General features: G+C 57.4%; 14 protein-coding genes and 1 pseudogene. All 15 read left to right on the top strand.

Translation table 11 applies throughout. The features are described from left to right. Positions 1-35 precede the first annotated feature (35 nt). Positions 36-440: an MbcA/ParS/Xre antitoxin family protein gene (locus ACSSVV_RS07980; RefSeq protein ID WP_454105958.1), complete on the top strand. Its 405-nt coding sequence runs from the start codon at positions 36-38 to the stop codon at positions 438-440. Then, complete coding sequence (locus tag ACSSVV_RS07975; RefSeq protein WP_454105956.1) at positions 440-1,783, top strand: DNA cytosine methyltransferase; 1,344 nt, start codon at positions 440-442, stop codon at positions 1,781-1,783. Before ACSSVV_RS07980 ends, ACSSVV_RS07975 begins: the two co-directional genes overlap by 1 nt. A gap of 106 nt (positions 1,784-1,889) precedes the next feature. After that, positions 1,890-2,588, top strand: coding sequence for an RES family NAD+ phosphorylase (locus tag ACSSVV_RS07970; RefSeq protein WP_454105954.1), 699 nt, complete (start codon positions 1,890-1,892; stop codon positions 2,586-2,588). Between the two features lie 136 nt (positions 2,589-2,724). Further along, complete coding sequence (locus ACSSVV_RS07965; protein ID WP_454105953.1) at positions 2,725-3,864, top strand: DNA methyltransferase; 1,140 nt, start codon at positions 2,725-2,727, stop codon at positions 3,862-3,864. 33 nt (positions 3,865-3,897) lie between these two features. Then, positions 3,898-4,728 (top strand): RNA-guided endonuclease InsQ/TnpB family protein, encoded by an 831-nt coding sequence (locus tag ACSSVV_RS07960; protein ID WP_454105952.1) that lies wholly within the window; start codon positions 3,898-3,900, stop codon positions 4,726-4,728. 103 nt (positions 4,729-4,831) lie between these two features. Then, complete coding sequence (gene gmtY, locus ACSSVV_RS07955; RefSeq protein ID WP_454105951.1) at positions 4,832-6,289, top strand: gamma-mobile-trio recombinase GmtY; 1,458 nt, start codon at positions 4,832-4,834, stop codon at positions 6,287-6,289. 2 nt (positions 6,290-6,291) lie between these two features. Continuing rightward, positions 6,292-8,928, top strand: a complete 2,637-nt coding sequence (gmtZ, locus tag ACSSVV_RS07950) for a gamma-mobile-trio integrase GmtZ (RefSeq protein WP_454105950.1) — start codon at positions 6,292-6,294, stop codon at positions 8,926-8,928. Continuing rightward, positions 8,928-9,608, top strand: coding sequence for a gamma-mobile-trio protein GmtX (gene gmtX / locus ACSSVV_RS07945; RefSeq protein WP_454105949.1), 681 nt, complete (start codon positions 8,928-8,930; stop codon positions 9,606-9,608). The genes gmtZ and gmtX overlap by 1 nt, the downstream gene beginning before the upstream one ends. Next, the gene (locus ACSSVV_RS07940; protein WP_454105948.1) at positions 9,601-10,020 is read left to right on the top strand and encodes a hypothetical protein; all 420 of its coding nucleotides are present in this window, start codon (positions 9,601-9,603) and stop codon (positions 10,018-10,020) included. Before gmtX ends, ACSSVV_RS07940 begins: the two co-directional genes overlap by 8 nt. Beyond that, the gene (locus tag ACSSVV_RS07935) at positions 10,017-12,212 is read left to right on the top strand and encodes an AAA family ATPase (RefSeq protein WP_454105947.1); all 2,196 of its coding nucleotides are present in this window, start codon (positions 10,017-10,019) and stop codon (positions 12,210-12,212) included. Before ACSSVV_RS07940 ends, ACSSVV_RS07935 begins: the two co-directional genes overlap by 4 nt. Before the next feature lie 301 nt (positions 12,213-12,513). Then, positions 12,514-12,933, top strand: a pseudogene (locus ACSSVV_RS07930) (RNA-guided endonuclease InsQ/TnpB family protein); the annotation flags it as partial. Between the two features lie 222 nt (positions 12,934-13,155). Then, a complete protein-coding gene (locus tag ACSSVV_RS07925; RefSeq protein WP_454105945.1) occupies positions 13,156-14,523 on the top strand; it encodes a DUF6035 family protein in 1,368 nt (455 codons plus the stop codon). Between the two features lie 659 nt (positions 14,524-15,182). After that, a complete protein-coding gene (gene abiEi, locus ACSSVV_RS07920; RefSeq protein ID WP_454105944.1) occupies positions 15,183-15,719 on the top strand; it encodes a type IV toxin-antitoxin system AbiEi family antitoxin in 537 nt (178 codons plus the stop codon). Continuing rightward, on the top strand, positions 15,709-16,632 hold the full coding sequence (locus tag ACSSVV_RS07915; RefSeq protein WP_454105943.1) for a nucleotidyl transferase AbiEii/AbiGii toxin family protein: 924 nt from the start codon (positions 15,709-15,711) through the stop codon (positions 16,630-16,632). The genes abiEi and ACSSVV_RS07915 overlap by 11 nt, the downstream gene beginning before the upstream one ends. A gap of 267 nt (positions 16,633-16,899) precedes the next feature. After that, positions 16,900-17,178, top strand: a complete 279-nt coding sequence (locus ACSSVV_RS07910; protein WP_454105942.1) for a hypothetical protein — start codon at positions 16,900-16,902, stop codon at positions 17,176-17,178. The last annotated feature ends 37 nt before the right edge of the window (positions 17,179-17,215 follow it).

Genomic DNA, 17,215 nt, shown 5'->3' with positions numbered 1-17,215 from the left:
GAGACCAATGATACAGCTTTGTCTATGGAGAGCCTATGTCCACACTTGCGAATAACCAGGAAAAACCCAGCGCCCAGAAAATGGCCGAGGTCGGTCTGCGCACGGTATTCAACATTCTGGATAAGTGGGGCTGCACGCCAGACCAGGCCCAAGCCATCCTTCGTATCCCAAAGGCCACGTTCTATAAATACCGGAAGGAACCGGCAAAGGCGCGCCTGGACGACGATCAGCTGGCACGATTGAGCTACCTGCTGCACATCCACCAGGCTCTCAGAATCGTGTTCAGCAACCCGGATAACGTCTACGGCTTCATGACAAAGGCAAACCACAATCCGTTCTTCAATGGTCGTTCGCCTTTGGAAGTGATTTCCAGTGGACAATTTTCCGACCTGTACGAAACGTACAAACGGATCGATGTACTGCGTGGAGGACAATGGTAATGGGTGCAGCACTGAGTACCGCAGCGTTCCACGCCCCGGAAACCGTCACCAAGCAGCTCAAACTCAATGTGGTGGGCGAAAGACGGAAGGTTCGAGTGTCTTCCAACTTCCTGCCCTTGATGGCGTTCGAGCCGGGCACCCGGGTCACCCCAGTGCCCATGCTTGATGGTGGCTTCCGAGTTATTCCGGATCCGGCCGGTACCCTGCAGGTATATCAGCGCCGGTACCAGAGAGGCCGGAACAACAACCCTCTGGAAGCCGTGATGGAGTTCTCAAACCAAGCCCTGATTCGGGCAACCATGCCAGCCGGCATCGAGCGCTTCCATGTTCGCATGAGGCATGGCGAGCTCAGGGTATGTCCGGTACCCAACCGGGTTTTCAATATCCGCCAGCGCATGATTGGCAAAGACCCGCTGCGAACCCTCATCGCCATGACCGGTGGCGTTGATATGCATTGCCTCAATCAACTCGGGTTCCACACCGACGTAATTCTTGAATATCGTCCTGAGGAAGCCAGAGATCGCTGTAAGGGTCGCAATCTGTCTGAGGTCCACGCATTGAATACCCTCAGAAACGGAGCCCCGCGGATCCTCGTCAACGAAAGCATCTACGACGTTGACCCGCAAACCCTGAAAGGTCTGCTGGCGGATGGAGACCCTGTGTTTGTGGGGCACTTCAGTATCCAATGCGATGATTTCAGCTCAGCCAAGAGCGCTTCCCTCAGAGAGAAATCGCTGGAGGATATGACAACCTCTATGGATATGGTTTACCCGGTCCTTCGACAGATCGAACTCCTGGAACTTGGCGTTGTGGTGATTGAGAACGTCAGAGGATTTAAGGATTCCGGGCCCGGTCAAGTGATGCGGTCGATGCTGCGTCGCTGGGGGTACCATGTGACCGATATGGTGCTCGATGCCCGGGACTACGGAGGAATCACCGGACGTACCCGCTACTACTGTGTGGCCAGCCTCTTTCCAGGATTCCAGCCTCCGGTACCGAAGCCCCGCCGCCAGGATACTATTTGGCCGGTTGTTGAAAAGCACCTGAAGGACTGCCGGGATGTGACCGATACCAGAGCCATTCAGGCCCGAGAGACCAGTGCCCGGGTTGCGGCAGTCATCACTCCCGAGAGTACCCATGCTCCTACGATTCTGAAAAGCCAGGATCGAGGCATTAAGGACGCCGTTTACATTCAGCACCAAGGACGCTACCTGAAGCCCTCGGAAGGGCTGATTCGAGACCTACTCAGCATCCCGGAAGCGTTTGATACCTCCTGGATGGCGAAGGAACAGTCCATCGAAACCAGGGCCAGAGTATTGATTACCGGCTTCACCATGCCGTGATGGCCAGCGTGAAGCAGCACATTGAAGAAAACGTCGGCCCGGGTCCGGTGTTGACGCATTCAAAGCAAGTGGCCATGAGCCTCGCCTGATAGCCGGAGAGAACACCATGGGGACCGCTCTACCCGATTTGCCCGCGTTACGCCTCGTCGACCAAAAGGGGTACCGCCTGATCAACTCCAAACTCCCGACGATCGACATTTTCGATGATGTGGCCGGGCCGGAGGATTTTGATGCCCTTTATGCGCTGCAAGCCTTGACGAACCCCAGGCTGGCGCAGGAAGTTGGGCAGTTGAGCTATCTGTCGCAGGGTGAGATCCCCTGGGGCATACCCGGGTGCTCACTGGCCGTGGCTCCCTTTACCCACGTTAATCCGGGCGGCAGCCGGTTCAGCCCGGGTGACTATGGGATGTTGTACCTGGCTGAAGATATGGACACCGCCATCGCAGAGGTGACCCACCATCATCAAAATTACCTGGCCAACATTGAAGGCCTGGAGTTTGACTGCCTGGTGTTTCGCGGGCTCACATGCACCTTTAGTGCTGACCCTATCCATGATGCGAGCCAGTTGGGGCAACAGCACCCTGTTCATTCGCCCGATGACTACTCGCCGGCCCGGGCCATAGGACCGGGTCTCAGGGCCAACGGCAGCCACGGTGTTCAGTATCTATCGGCACGTCGGCCCGGGTCGATCTGCTGGGGACTATTCACGCCGGCCGGGGTGTCCGCCATGATGCAGTCATCGCACTACGAATTCATCTGGAGTGGTACCGATATTATTCACGTCCGTAAGCTGCTCGCTCCGTAGTAGTCACCGACCCGGTACCCAACTAACTTGAATAGCCGGCCATGCCGGCACCAGGCAACCGCCACCTGAGGACTTTTCAATGCAGCTTTCATTATTCGAGCATGTTGAAGCAGCTTTCCGGGAATCACCCGGGCCAATGACAACTACGGAATTGTATTCCCCGGTTTCCCGGTTGGCAGGTATCCCGGGTACCCGGGTCAATGAGACAACCGCTATTGGGAAATCCGGGCAGCGTCATAGCTTGATCAAACGCCAGATTCGCTGGCATCAGCAAACGCTGAAGAGCAAGGGCATTATCGAGCGATCCGGTGATGGCCGCTGGGATCTGACGAAAACCGGCAAGATTCAGCTTCGAAGAATCCAGCCACAGTGCAGCATGGTTGCATTCTCCACCGAGCTGGGAGCTGCTCTGTGGTCATTGTCCGACGACGTTTTCTCAGAACTGGATACTCCCATCAAGTTATGCCTGACCTCTCCGCCCTACCCTCTGCGCAGAGCCCGGGCCTATGGCAACCCTGATCTCAATGAATACATTGAATTCGTGGTGGAGAGCCTGCGCGGAATCGCTCGAAACCTGGAGCCCGGTGGATCCATCTGCCTCAACGTTTCCAATGACATTTTTGAACCGGGGTCGCCCGCACGATCTTTATACCGGGAACGCCTGATCATCGCTCTCGCCGAAGAGCTCAATCTTTGGAAAATGGACGAACTTTGCTGGCACAACCCTTGTAAACCGCCAGGCCCCGTACAGTGGGCCAGTAAGGCTCGGAATCAGCTCAACGTGGCCTGGGAGCCCGTGTACTGGCTCACCAATGATCCCAGTTGTGTAAAAGCCGACAATCGGCGCGTACTGCAACCCCATAGTGAAGCACAACGGAAACTCATCGCGTCTGGAGGTATTGCTCAGCAACGCGATCACAGTGATGGGGCTTACCGAACCCGCCAGGGTGCGTACAGCAACCCCACACCGGAAGCGATTCCCAAGAACGTGCTTCGGATCCCTCACAATTGCCCATCCCAGAGCGCCTACAAACGCCATGCCCGGGAACTGGGCCTCCCGCCGCACGGGGCTCCATTCCCGTTGGCCCTGGCAACCTTCCTCATCCGGTTTCTATCCGAGCCGGGTGATCTGGTCGTGGATCCTTTTGCCGGGAGCCTGACAGTGGGGGTCGGAGCACAAAATGAGGGCCGGCGATGGTTGCTGACCAAAACGCGCGACAAGCCTCGGCGCTTCAGGCCGGGGAAGGATAGCGTGGCCACGGAACGTGGCCTATAATACTGTATACATGAACAGTGATGGATGAGCTGAATGAAACGCCTGCAAGCCTTCAAATACGAACTCCGGCCCGATGGCCAGCAACAGCGCCTTATGCGCCGTTTCGCTGGCTCCTGTCGGTTCGTGTTCAACAAGGCGCTGGCGCTGCAAAAGCAGCGCTATGAGCAAGGCGAGAAGAAGCTGAACTACGCCGGGCTCTGCAAGCAGATCACCCAGTGGCGAAACACCCCGAAAACCGTCTGGCTTGCGGAGGCTCCGGTTCATCCACTGCAACAAACACTGAAAGACTTGGAGCGGGCCTACACCAACTTCTTCTCCAAACGAGCCGATTTCCCTCGGTTCAAAAAGAAAGGCATCTCCGACAGCTTTCGCTACCCCGACCCCAAACAAATCAAGCTCGACCAGGCGAACAGTCGCCTGTTCCTGCCCAAGCTGGGCTGGGTGCGATACCGCAACAGCCGTGAGGTTCTGGGCACGGTGAAAAACGTCACCGTCAGCCAGTCGGCCGGCAAGTGGTACATCAGCATCCAGACCGAACGCGAGGTGGAAACGCCCATCCCCAAAGGCGATGCCATCGGCATTGACCTGGGAGTGGCTCGCTTTGCCGCCTTTGACCGCCCTTTGCCGACGTTTGAGGGCGAGGATCACCTGAAACCCCTTAACAGCTTTAAGAAGCACCAGGCTCGACTGCGCAAGGCGCAGCGGGCTTTGAGTCGCAAAACCAAATTCAGCAACAACTGGAAGAAAGCGAAAGCCAGAGTCCAGCGGATTCACGCCCAGATCGGCAACGCCCGCCGCGACTACCTCCACAAAGCCACGACCGCCATAAGCCAAAACCACGCGATGGTTACATATAGCACATGAAAGTGTGTAATTTTGATAAGAAGCCACCTCCGGGTGGCTTCTTATTGATCTTTGTTAAGAAGAGGTTTATAGTGTAATTTATGTAATTTGTGTAGGGGTGGCCATGGCTACAGTCAGCGTCGTCGCAAAAATTGTGGAGGACAACACGGGGATCGCAAGCGAGATCCCTCTGTTGATGACGGAAGAGGGGGAACTTTCGCCTCTAACCGACTACCTCCTCTACCTCCAAGCCAATGGGCGCTCCAAGTCGACGCTTGAGAAAGCCGTCCGAGCAGTGGCGATGCTTCTGGACTACATGGAAGCAAACGCTGAAGCGTTCACAGACCCCGAGAAGCTGTTTCAGGCGTTCGTCAGGCGCCTGTACAGCGGGACAGCCTCTGAATCAGGCCTAGACCCTTCCGGCCTGTACTGGGTGCCCGCCTCCGAAGCGACCGTGAGAGAGCGCATCATTGCACTCACGGGCTTCACGGACTGGCTTGCTGATAAGCAGGGCACAAAGCCGCTGAACCCTTTGCGCAAAGCCACACCGCATGAAGAGCGCCTCAACTACGCGGCATGGTTTCGGCGGAACCAGAACGATTTCCTGGGCCACATTAAAGACAAGTCCATCAGCACCACCGTCAAGCGTGCGCGGAGTATCAAGGGCCGCACCCCGCTTGCGAAGACGGAGGATGACGCGATCTCCTTTCCGAATTCCAAGTTCGAAGCCTTCTTCACCCAAGGCATCGGCGGCGCCAAAGATCCCCGCGTCGCTCTGCGGGACAAGCTGATTCTCCTTTTGATGCACGGCGCGGGGCTTAGGGTCAGCGAAGCCATGCTGCTGTGGGTCACCGATGTCTTCGAAAATCCCGCCGACCCAAGCCAGGCGCTTGTACGCATCTACAGCGAGCGCGAGGGTGTTGCTCCCGAGGGCTGGAAAAGCCGCAAGGGCGAGCGCACTCGCAAGGTGTATCTGAAAGAGAAGTACGGGCGCATACCGCGTTGCGAGATGAAGGGGACGCAATATCTGGGCTGGAAATCAAAGCTTGTCGATGACAGGGAAGGCTACTTGATTGCGCAGTGGTTCCCAGTCGAATTTGCTAGGGTTTTCATGGTCCTATGGAAGACCTACCTGAAATACCGCGCAACAGCGGACGCACATCACCCTTACGCCTTCATCAGCTTCGATAGCAAGGCGTTCGGCAACCCGTACACGATCAACGCCTTCAACCATAACTACGCTGCCGGGTTGCGCCGAATCGGCCTGGAGCCGAACAAGGCAGAGGGGTTCGACCCGCACGGGCATCGGCACAACTACGGGCGGCGTCTGACCCAGGCGGGCATCGACCCGCTGATCCGAAAAAAATGCCTTCACCACAAGTCCCTTGAGTCGCAAACGGTCTATACCCTGCCAGGCAACCAAGACGTTTCGAACATGCTCAGCGCGGCTTCCGAGCAACTGGCTCGGCCCGACGCCAAGGCGATGAGCACCGACTGGAAGGCACTGGTTGAACACGGTTTTGAAGACATTGATCCGAAGGGGCTTTACACCGGCCAGCGGCCGCGACTAGGAGGGGTATGATAATGGCACAGAAAATACTCGGGCGATCGTCTGATCTAACGCTCTCCTGGCTTACCCGCAAGTATGGCGAGGACTGGCTGCAGTGGCAGCAGTATGCGGCGGAATGGGTCGCAACTCAGGACGCTGGTGTCAACCATAAACTGGACGCTCTTCATCATTTCTTCGTCACTTACCTGATGCGCCATGCCTCCTACGCCAGGGATGTCACTGCGTTTTTCAAGGGACACGCGGGACACAGGGCGTCTTCCCAAGAATTTGTCGAAGTCCTGCGGGCTGCGGGCGTTGACAGTCAACGCACGCAGGCGAAGCACGTGAACTGCGTGGCCATTTTCATCAACCACGTCATCGAGCGGCATTACAGCGTCGAGGACGACCACGGCGTGGCTCGACCCATCGTCTCGAATCCTTTCGAGCGGATCGTGAAACAGAGCTCGACCCAGGAGACCGTCAGGAACCCGCTGCCGTACCGCTACATTCAGCAGCTACGACAGATCCTCTGCCCTTACGCTCACGACAGCGAGCAAGAGGAGCCCAAAGAAGGCGCTGTGCGTAGCGCCCCGTGGGCTAATCGCCATTTCCGCGACTGGTCGTGGGCGCATGACAATGTGCTCTATGCGTGGTTCGAGGTGGAGCCAGAGTCCATCGACTACGACGACCCCGACTGTGTATGGCGCACCAAGGTCGTCTGGCGCCGCCCAGGTCCCAAACAGGTAACCATCCACCAGATGTGGTCGCCGGTGACGGCCATGCTGATCTTCGTCAAACTCCACCTGCCGCTACGCACCTATCAGGTTCGCCTTCTCGACTCCGGTGAGGCCGATACTTGGCGCTATGAGGGCGGGCGCTGGGTGCCGAATACCCACCCTTTCGCCTACGGGAGCAAGAAGCGCCCTTACGCCAAGGGCGTGTTCCGCCGCACCTACGATGCGATGACCGAGACCTACGCCACCGCGCTCTACGTCTCCACCAACAAGACCGCCGATCAGAACAAGAATGAGGTGGATCGCGGCTACAAGATCCCCTGGCAGCACGAGGAGCTGCTGTACTGGCTTGAGAAGCTGCGCAACTGGCAGGAGAAGTACAACCCGATCACCACCCCCGTCAGTGCGAGCACACTGGAGACCAAACACACCATTCACGTTAAGAGCCCAGCCGTGCTAAAGGCCATGGGCGAATATTGCTTCCTGTTCCGGGAAGCCAGCGCGAAAAGCGCGGAAAGCCGCGCCAAGCCGATTTCCGGAACAGCCTACTCACTGTCCTGGTATCAACTGCTCCTGCGGTTGGAGCAGAATCTGGCAGCGACGGGCCATGCGCTGAGCGACGGCACCGCGCTGAAACTGGTGGAAGACTACCCGGACGACACGCCTGACACAGCGAAAGTGAAGACCCTGTTCCCGCTGCACAGCCTGCGGGTGTCCCTGATTACCGCCTACACCATGGATACGGCCCTGCCCCTGCCGGTCGTCTCTAAGCTCCTGGCGGGCCACACGCGCCTGCTGATGACGATCTACTACAACAAGATCACTCCCTCCGTCATGGCGGAAAAAATGGAAGAGGCGCACGCGGCGCTAGATGCCAAGGCACAAGCCTCGCTCCGCACCTTTCTCAAGGATGCGGAGCTGTCCCAGATCCAGGCTCGCACCGCCTGCAACAGCGAGGAATCGGTCGAGGCCGCCATCGCCAACCGCAATCCCATCGGTTGGGAGCACCGTTCGGCGGGGCTGTGCCTGGTCGGCGGCAACACCGTTCGTTCGGATGAGATGAGCACGCTGGGCGGCTGCTGGAACGGCGGCGAATTGGTTGCCACTAGGGGGACTCATCCCATCTATGCTCCAGTACCCCATGGACCCGAGAATTGCATTCGCTGCCGCTGGTTCATCACCGAGGCCAGCTACCTGCCCGCGCTGAACAGCCAGTTCAACCAGATCAGCTATAAGGCCCACCAGGCAGCGAGTCTGGCGGTGGAGATCGAGGGCGAGCTGGAAGCGCTGAAGGATGAGCTGTTCTTCGCGGAGGAGCAAGGCACTCCATTCACCAAGCACGGTGAGCTTCAAGTGCTGGAGCGGCGCTATGAGAAGCAGCAAGTGGAAGCCGATGAGTACGCCAAGGACTTCGTCGCCTGCTTCAACGTGATCCAGCGCTTGATGGATATCGAGAACCAGCGCGGCGAGGGCGACGAGGGGCAGAAGCTTGTTGCTGTAGGCTCGCAGGAAGATCTGGCGGTGAGCATGCGCTTTATCGAGACAAACTCGGAGCTTCTGCACCTGTCGCTGCTCTGCGAGGACGCGGAGTTCTATCCCGACCTACAGGATGACCTTCGCAAGACCCCGGCCATCTCCAAGCGCACGCTCGCACTCAGCCGCATGATGATGCAGAAGGGCTATCAACCGGTGTTGATGGAAATGGACGAGCGGGCGCAGTTGATCGCTGCCAACGCCCTGCTTCGCAAAATGGCCAAGATCGCGCATCCGAGCGACAAGCTGGAGGGGTATCGGATTGCGGCGAACTACATCGAAGCCCAGGAGTATTTAGTAGACGACCGGCTTCTTGAGGCGGGTATCGAGCAGATGAGCCAGGCCGCGCCGCTTGCCTTGCCGAGCATCAAGCAACGGCTGATCCAACATGAGGAGGTCATCTGATGGAGATCGATATCGACGTAATTCTTGAGGATCTAAAAGAAGGCAAGACGGCGAAGACGCAGCAGTCGCTTGACAAGCTCAATGAAACCTTGAGCGACTATTATGATCGCGGCGAACGCGACTTCTCGATCACCACCATCGGTCGACTTTCGGCAGAATACGGGGGTGTCGGCTACGAGTCCATTCGAGCAACGGCTAACAAGCACTACCGCGATCTGATCGAGGCGTGGGCGGCGAAGGCCAAGACCACTACAAAAAAGCCCCTCAGCATCCAGAGTCGATCCCGCCGAGTGCCTCAGGACAATCAACTGCTGGAGCGCATTCCCGATCCCGCTCTGCGCGTGCTGTTCGGCCAGATTATAGCCGAGCGCAACCGCTATCGTACCCAGCTCAACATTCTCAAGAACCAGGCCGAGGTCGTGATCGATAAGCGCCCTGTCAGGCAGTTGGAAGCCAGCGCCGAACCCTCCGTCGAGCTTCTCCCTTCGCTCAAGGGCATCGTCTCGGATAACGAGATCAAGGCGCTGCGGTTCGCTGCCTCTGACGAATGTATCGAGCGCCAGGGGTGGTTGGTCACGCAAGCCGGACAAGTGAAAAACGACCTTGGGGTGGAGGTGTTTCCCCGTGGATTCATGACGGGCCTGCGCAAGATCGTCGGGGAGGTTGATTCCGATGAGTAGTCGCCGGGAGCTTGCACAGGAGTATGCCGAGCGCGTCGACTGGTGGATCGCAGAGCGCGATCTGTGTGGCGATTACCTTGAGTACGAGCGCGGCGGTAAGATCAACCGAGGCGCGCTGTGTGCCGAGCTGGATTTCAGCCGCTCCGTGATCAATCAGAACCCGGCTGTGAGGGCGGCTCTGGCCAGCGCTGAGCAGAGGTGGTTTGGAGGTAGTCAGGAAGACACGCAGGCACATGAGGCAGCTCGGGAGCGCTCTGAGAAACGCGCTGCACAGCGCGCCTCGGACGTCAGTAGACTCGAAGATGAAGTCGCCAAGCTAAAGGCTGAGAACGCGCTGCTTCGCAAACAACTGGAGCGGTATGCGGCGATAGACGCCGTCATCCAGCAAACGGGGCTGGCACCTCGGCCATGATGGTTCAGATCGCTAAAGTCCGGCCCTCGGGCATTCGCACGGCCTGGGAGGTGCGCGAAGACGGCTCACACGCGCAACGCGATGCCACCTTGGCCATCCAATTTCCCACGCAATGGCGGGAGGCGGCGAGCGTGGGCAGCATCTGGTCGGTTGAGGGAAAGATCGAGCGGCGCAACTACAAAGCCCGAGGCTTTACGGTCAACGACGACCTGCTAACCGTCGAGAGCGCACGGTATGTGCGCCCCTCGGGCGAGCTTTTGGCTCGGTGGATCGCTAAAAACATCGACGGCCTGGGTGACGTAATCGCTCGCCGCCTGGTTAGGGCGCTTCCGGATATCGATGCGGTTGTGCGGCGCGGCGACGTACAGGCGCTTATGGTCGTTTCGGGCATCAACGAGGGCCGAGCCAAGACCCTCATCGAGAAATGGCCGCCCGAGGACCTGTATGGCGTTCTGAACTGGCTACAGGAGTCCGGCCTGCCCCTTGGCATTGCAGACCGTCTTGCACGCGTATACGGCGAAAGCGCATTGGATCGACTCAAAGACGACCCCTTTCTGCTCGCCGCTTTCGGTGTGTCTTTCAAGAAAATCCTTGAGCTGATAACCACCCTCAAAATCGAACTACCGAGAGCGCGGTTACTTGCGGCCATCGCCGAGCATGTCGCCAGCTCCCTATGCGCCCGCACCGGCTCCACCGTCGTCTCCGATGACGAACTGGTAGCGGGTGCCGAGCGCGCTGCGACAGACCTTGGCATCGCCAGCAACGGCCTGATCGACGCAGCCATAGCTCACGGCGTCCTGATCCGAACCGAGCGCGGACTTCAGGGGCTCGGTGCAGCGATTCAGGAACATGCTGTTGCGCGGTTCCTTGATCGGTCAGCGGCCCGCCCAGCCGGTGCAGGCGCCATGCTGGCCGCTTGGGAGAAAGGTCTGACGGACGAGCTTATCGAGAGCGCACTTCGCTCTTTCGAAGCAACGCTGCCCTTTGCGATGACCGCAGAGCAGCGGGCAGCAGTCAAGGGCGCAGTGAAATCCCCGGTCAGCATCATCTCAGGCGGCGCCGGAACGGGAAAGACCACTATATTGCTGGCGATTTGGGCGGTGTACGACCAGATCGCGGAGGGGGTGGCGCAATTCCAGGTGGCGCTCTCCGGTCGCGCCGCCCAACGCATGGCTGAAAGTACGGGCCGTCCCGCCGCCACGATCGCAAAGCTTCTATCAGGCCATCGTGGGGAGAATCAGCCGGACTTTCCTGAGCATGCCCTGCTTGTGGTTGATGAGGCGTCCATGGTCGATTTGCTGACCGCTTACCGCCTGGTCGGCATCCTTCCCTATGCGACGCGGATTCTGCTGGTAGGGGATGTGGCGCAACTTCCGCCCATAGGCGGGGGCCTAGTCTTCCACGCCGCCATGCGCAGCAATCTGCCAGCCTTTGAGCTTTCGCAGGTAAAGCGCCAAGGACAGGACTCCGGGATTCACCGCCTTGCTACCGCAGTGCGGACGAACACCTACGATCACGGCCTGCTCAACAGCGCGTCCGGTGACTGCCACTACGATCCCGACTGCTCTCCAGAAACCCTTATCCGTGTCTGGGAAGAAAGCGGCGGTGCAGAGGGCTGCATACTCTTGACCCCGACGCGAAAAGGGCCACTGGGGGTCGATGCGCTCAACGCCCTCATCCAATCGCACCGTGACGCAGCCGAGCGGCGCCCCGAACTGCACTACAGCGACGATCTGCGCGGTTGGATACCCTGGGTCACCCGTCGAGGCGCGAGGTTGCGCCTGGGTGACCAAGTGATGGTCACCGCGAATGACTACGACGCCGATATCCGCAACGGTGACCTTGGCACGATCTCGGACGTGTACGCTGAGGCGAGAGACGAAGTGCTCGGTTTGATGGAGCTGAACGGGCGCGTTGTCGAGATCACGGCAGGCTTGCTTGAAACCTTGGATCTCGGCTACGCCATTACGATCCATAAGTCGCAGGGCTCGCAGTGGCCGACCTGCATCCTGCTTCTGCCGGGCTATGTCCCTCACATGCTTGACCAGACGCTGCTCTACACAGCGATCACCCGACCGGCTGAGCGGCTTCGTGTGCTCGGTGATCGGTCGCTGATAACGCGTGCGTTGGGCAGAGGCTCTGTTGCCGCACAACGGAATACTAATCTTGAAAGCCTGCTGAGCCATGCTTGAAGCATTGCCCGCCTTCTGCGGCAGCGTAGCGGCTGTCAATGCTGCGCGCAGCGCACCCGATAGGGCTTGGCGTTTACAGCCGTGGAGATGCCACAGCCTATGACGAGGAGTGCTGCCCGTTGGACAGCACTCCCGAGCACTCGGCGGCCCGAGCGGGGTTTGGGGCGGAGCCCCAAGGTCTTAGTTTTTTACACACATGATTACACACTGTGTAATTTGGCCCATAAAGACGAAAGCCCCACTGTTGCAGAGCTTGCGTTCATTCATTCACTCATTTACACAGTATCTGCTATAAAGAACGATGGTGTGTATCGAGGACTTAAAGGTGCGGAATATGTCGGCGTCAGCGGCCGGCACGCTCGATCAACCCGGGCGCAACGTCCGGGCCAAATCCGGTCTGAACCGGAGCATTCTGGATCAGGGCTGGTTCGAGTTCCGGCGCCAACTGGACTACAAGCTCCAATGGAGCGGCGGGTGGTTGGTGGCGGTACCGCCACACAATACCAGCCGAACCTGTCCGGCCTGCGGCCATGTGTCAGCAGAGAACCGCCGAACGCAAGCGCAATTCCACTGCGTGGAGTGCGACTTCAAAGAGAATGCCGACATCGTTGGCGCGATCAACATTTTAAGGGCGGGACACGCCCGGTTCGCCTGTGAAGTGAGCGATGCACCAAGGTCGCCAGCAGCAGGAACCCACCGAAGCGACTCAGCAGCGGCTTAATGCCGCCACTGAGCGCCGTAGGAATCCTTGGCATTTCATGCCGGGGAGGATGTCAAAGAGTGCATGTGGGAATATCTGCGGGCGGGTGGCTACCGGTTCCGGAGCAGCCCGGATGTTATTTGGAATCCGGACTTTCTTCAGGTGGCATAGACGCCGGTAGAGTCCGGTACCGCGACTGAGCCGGTATACTGGTACCGGATTCCGCACGCTTCGGAGGTCATCTTGTCATCACCAGGTACCACAGTTGATCGAGACAGCAGCCATTCCCCGGCTTCAAAGGTTCTGGACTATATCTGGAGCGATGCCGAACACAGGATGCTGCCAATTGATCAACTCATACCGGAAGATCCGGCCAAAGCCCAGGCGCTGCGTCGACACCTCGCAGAGACTTATTTGGCACACAGGAAAGCCCCGGATCAGGTAGAGGCTCTATGGCGTTGCCCGGTTTGCTGGGAACCCTTGTTGCTGGCCGGCCGGCCGAGGGGCGGATTTTATGTGCGTCACCGACAGAATCCGGCCTACGCCTGCCCATACAAGAACGGAGCGGATTTATCGCTCTCAGAATGGGACGCCCTGCGGTTCAACGGCCAGAAGGAGTCGGTTCAACACATTCAACTCAAAGAGCAGATTCGCTCAATGCTTGAAGAGTGGCCAGGCGCTCACTCTATTCAAGTTGAACCGACTATCCGGGGATCTGACAAACTGAGCTGGAAACGGCCGGATGTGATGGCCACCATTGACGGCCAGGAAATTGCTTTCGAGATCCAGTTATCCTCCACCTATCTGGACGTTATCGTGGACCGGGAAAGGTTCTACCGCGATCGGGGCGTAATCGTATGCTGGGTATTCGGTGCTTTTACCCATGAGGGCCACCGGCTTTACGAACGAGATATCTACTATCACCACAATGGCAATGCCTTTGAGCTCAACGCGGCCGCCATCTCAGCCGCCAGAACCACGGGAATCCCCCATTTTACCTGCCATTACCTGGAACCGAACGCCGACAACGGGAATATCCGATCGACCTGGCGGACCGCCATCGTACCAATCACTGAAATCACTCTCTGCCCGGAGACCTTCCGGGTTTACTGGTTCGATCATGACACCAGGCGCAAACAACTGGAGGCTCAGCAGGGTGCTGGTGCCCACATTGAGGAACTACGGTGGTTGATCACAGAGAACGAGGATGCAGATGATCTTCGTACGGTTCTTCGGAACTTCCTCGATGACCTTCGCAGTGTGACGAACCTCCCCCTACCCACCTTGGAGATTGATATCGGGGCGATCCGCATCATGGAAGTGATTCTGTCAGCCCAGGAAGGATGCTTCGTTGGCGAACTCGGTGGCAGCAACAATGCAAACTGGCCGTTCTGGGCAAACACGATATTCGAGCACCACAGTGGCTACGCCAAGGCATTTCTGCGGGTCACACATCACTATGGGATCACAGAGTTGTTTTCCGGAAGACCGTCCTGGCAAAAGAAAAAAGCAAATGTTGCGGAAAAACGTCGCCAAGGAAAGGAATCGGAAAGAACAGAATGGTGGCCGCTATTTGAATTGCTCGCCCCAGAATGCGATTGGTCTGCTTGATTCCGGCGTAACGAACGGAAAAACCCTCGCCCGAAGGCGAGGGCTGTTCTTTTACTTGTTCTTGTAGAGCAAGTGCACCTGGATAACCAACTGCACAAGCGCCAGAACAAGGGTGAAGGTTCCAATAGGATCCATAAGGCACCTCGTTAGCTGAGGGCCGCCCAAGCAATGTTCACTGGCCTACCAAGACTTGGCACGCAATCTATGTGGCTCAGTGAGCACGGCCGTTGAAGAACCCTCTTTGCCAGCCGGGTTACCAATCCGGGTGAGGGAAGGAATTTGTGTCCTCTCCTCCTGTTTTCTTAACGGCCGCACCATACTGAAAGATCGCGCCCGACTATGATATCGCTGCACCACCGAGTTTTAAAGTAAAGTTGAAACAAGTAAACCATTGGTTTACCCTAAAGGTGCAATCTATGTGGCTCTGTGAGCCGTCGGGCAACACCAACGCCTGACAACCAAAACCGCCCTTACCAGGCGGTTTTGTCGTTTCTGGGCCCGATCTTTTTAATCCGCCAGCCCCACCCCACTATTTTCTCGCTCAAATCATCATGTGGACACTAACCACACTTATTGGTGTACTTTTTGTACCCCATGGTTTATTATGTGGACATTAACCACACTTATTGGCGCGGTTATCGTATTCTTGGAGTGAGCACATGAAGCAAAGTGAAGCCATCAAACGTCTAGCCGAGTTCGACCAACGCGGGCGCTATGTCTTTGCTGCTCGAGATATGGCAAAGGTTTTTCCGGAAGACTCCCCCAGGGGCCGCGATGCCACCCTGAAGAGGCTGGTTACAGACGGCATCCTGGAGCGTCCATCCAAAGGCGTCTATCTGTACGCCCTATCCAAGAATAAGGGCAAAGACACCCTGGAACTGATTGCCAAGACCCTGCGCCGCGGTGAATACAACTACGTGAGCCTGGAATCCGCACTATCGGAGTACGGGGTGATCTCGCAGATCCCGGTCGGCCGGCTCACGGTTGTAACAACCGGCCGAAAAGGCGAATACCAGACGCCCTACGGAGTTATCGAGTTCACACACACCAAACGTCCGGTACCGGAAATTCTCGGATCTATGAAGGATCGGGGGCGCCCACTGCGGGTTGCCGCCAAACTTGCCGCCGTCCGGGATCTCAAACGAGTCGGAAGGAACACTCACCTGATTGATGAAGAGGCAGTACATGAAGATTGAGCCTGTTGATTTCAGGGCCTTGGTTGACCAGGCCTTACTAAACCCTTCCCTCGGGCACATGCGTCCGGTCATTGAGAAAGAGCTGATTCATTATGACCTGCTCTACGCATTGGACCGGGAAGGTTTGTTGAACGATCTGGTTTTCCAGGGCGGCACATCACTACGCTTGTGTTACGGCGGAAATCGTTTCAGCGAGGATTTGGATTTTGCTGGCGGTGTCGACTTCACGTCCCGCCAGCTGGCGGAAATGAAGACCTGCATTCAGGATTACCTTTCTACCCGCTACGGGCTGGAGGTAACGGTTAAAGAACCGTCCTCACTCAAACAGGATCCGAAATATGCAGAACTGAAAATCGACAAGTGGCAAATCGGCATCGTAACCTCACCGGATCGCCCGGATTTGCCCAAGCAGAAGATCAAACTTGAAGTCGCCAATATTCCGGCCCACACCAAGACAGCCCAACCACTGGTGCGAAACTATGATTTTCTGCCTGACGGCTACGAAGACCTTCTGATCATGGTGGAGACCAGGGACGAGATCATGGCTGACAAGCTGATTTCCCTTCCGGCCACCGAGCGGTACGTCCGCAACCGTGACATCTGGGATCTGGCCTGGTTGTCCCAACGCGGAGCAGAAGTCGACGCCGACCTCGTCGAACACAAGATGGTTGACTATCGACTCGACGACTACCTGGACAAGCTGGACAACATGATTCCCCGGTTACCCGACATTGTTGCCGGGAAGCAGTTCCAGGATGAAATGCAGCGCTTTTTGCCGGCCGATGTGTATCAGCGCACTCTGGCACAAGACAAGTTTCAGTCCTATCTGATCAACACCGTCACTGAGCTTTTGACTGATGTGCAGAAGAAGCTGGACCCAGATCAATCCTCAGGGCCGGAGTTTCAAATGTGATGAACTGATCCGGGGAGTTTCGGGTCACACCCGCATACTCCCCCGTGATCACGCGCAGGCCGCGTTAAGAGCCTGGCGGGATGTTATCCTTAATGAGAGATTTTTCGTGGTGGCGGCAAGCGTCGTGCAGCGTTAGGAACAGCCAAGACCGGCAAACGCAGCGCCCTTTACGCGGAGGGCGCTGCGACCTATACTGAAGTCCTGAATTGAGCTGGCCACCGCCAGCGATACCGGCAACCGCCACCTGAAGACGAAGAGGAACGATTCATGGAAAGCCAATACTCCGCCATCGCCGCAAAAAAACGTCTCGACTTTGTACGTGCTCTTCGCACTGAGCCTCCCGTTCCTTGCGAATTTGCCATTGGGGATACGGTCACCTACACCAACGAATACGATGTTGTGTTCCCCGGGATGAAAGTTATTGGCTTTGCCGCTGACGATTCATTCTATGGCCGCTTCATCCACCTGGACTCCGACGCTTACTGGTTCCCAGTTACACCGGAAAGCCTGACTTTGGAGCAGACAAGAAGCTCTCCACTCCAGTGAAATAATGGTTTACATATAGGTCTATAAGCCCTATTAT

This window comes from Marinobacter sp. MBR-105, assembly GCF_053628895.1.
This window is presented reverse-complemented; position numbering and strand designations above follow the sequence as displayed.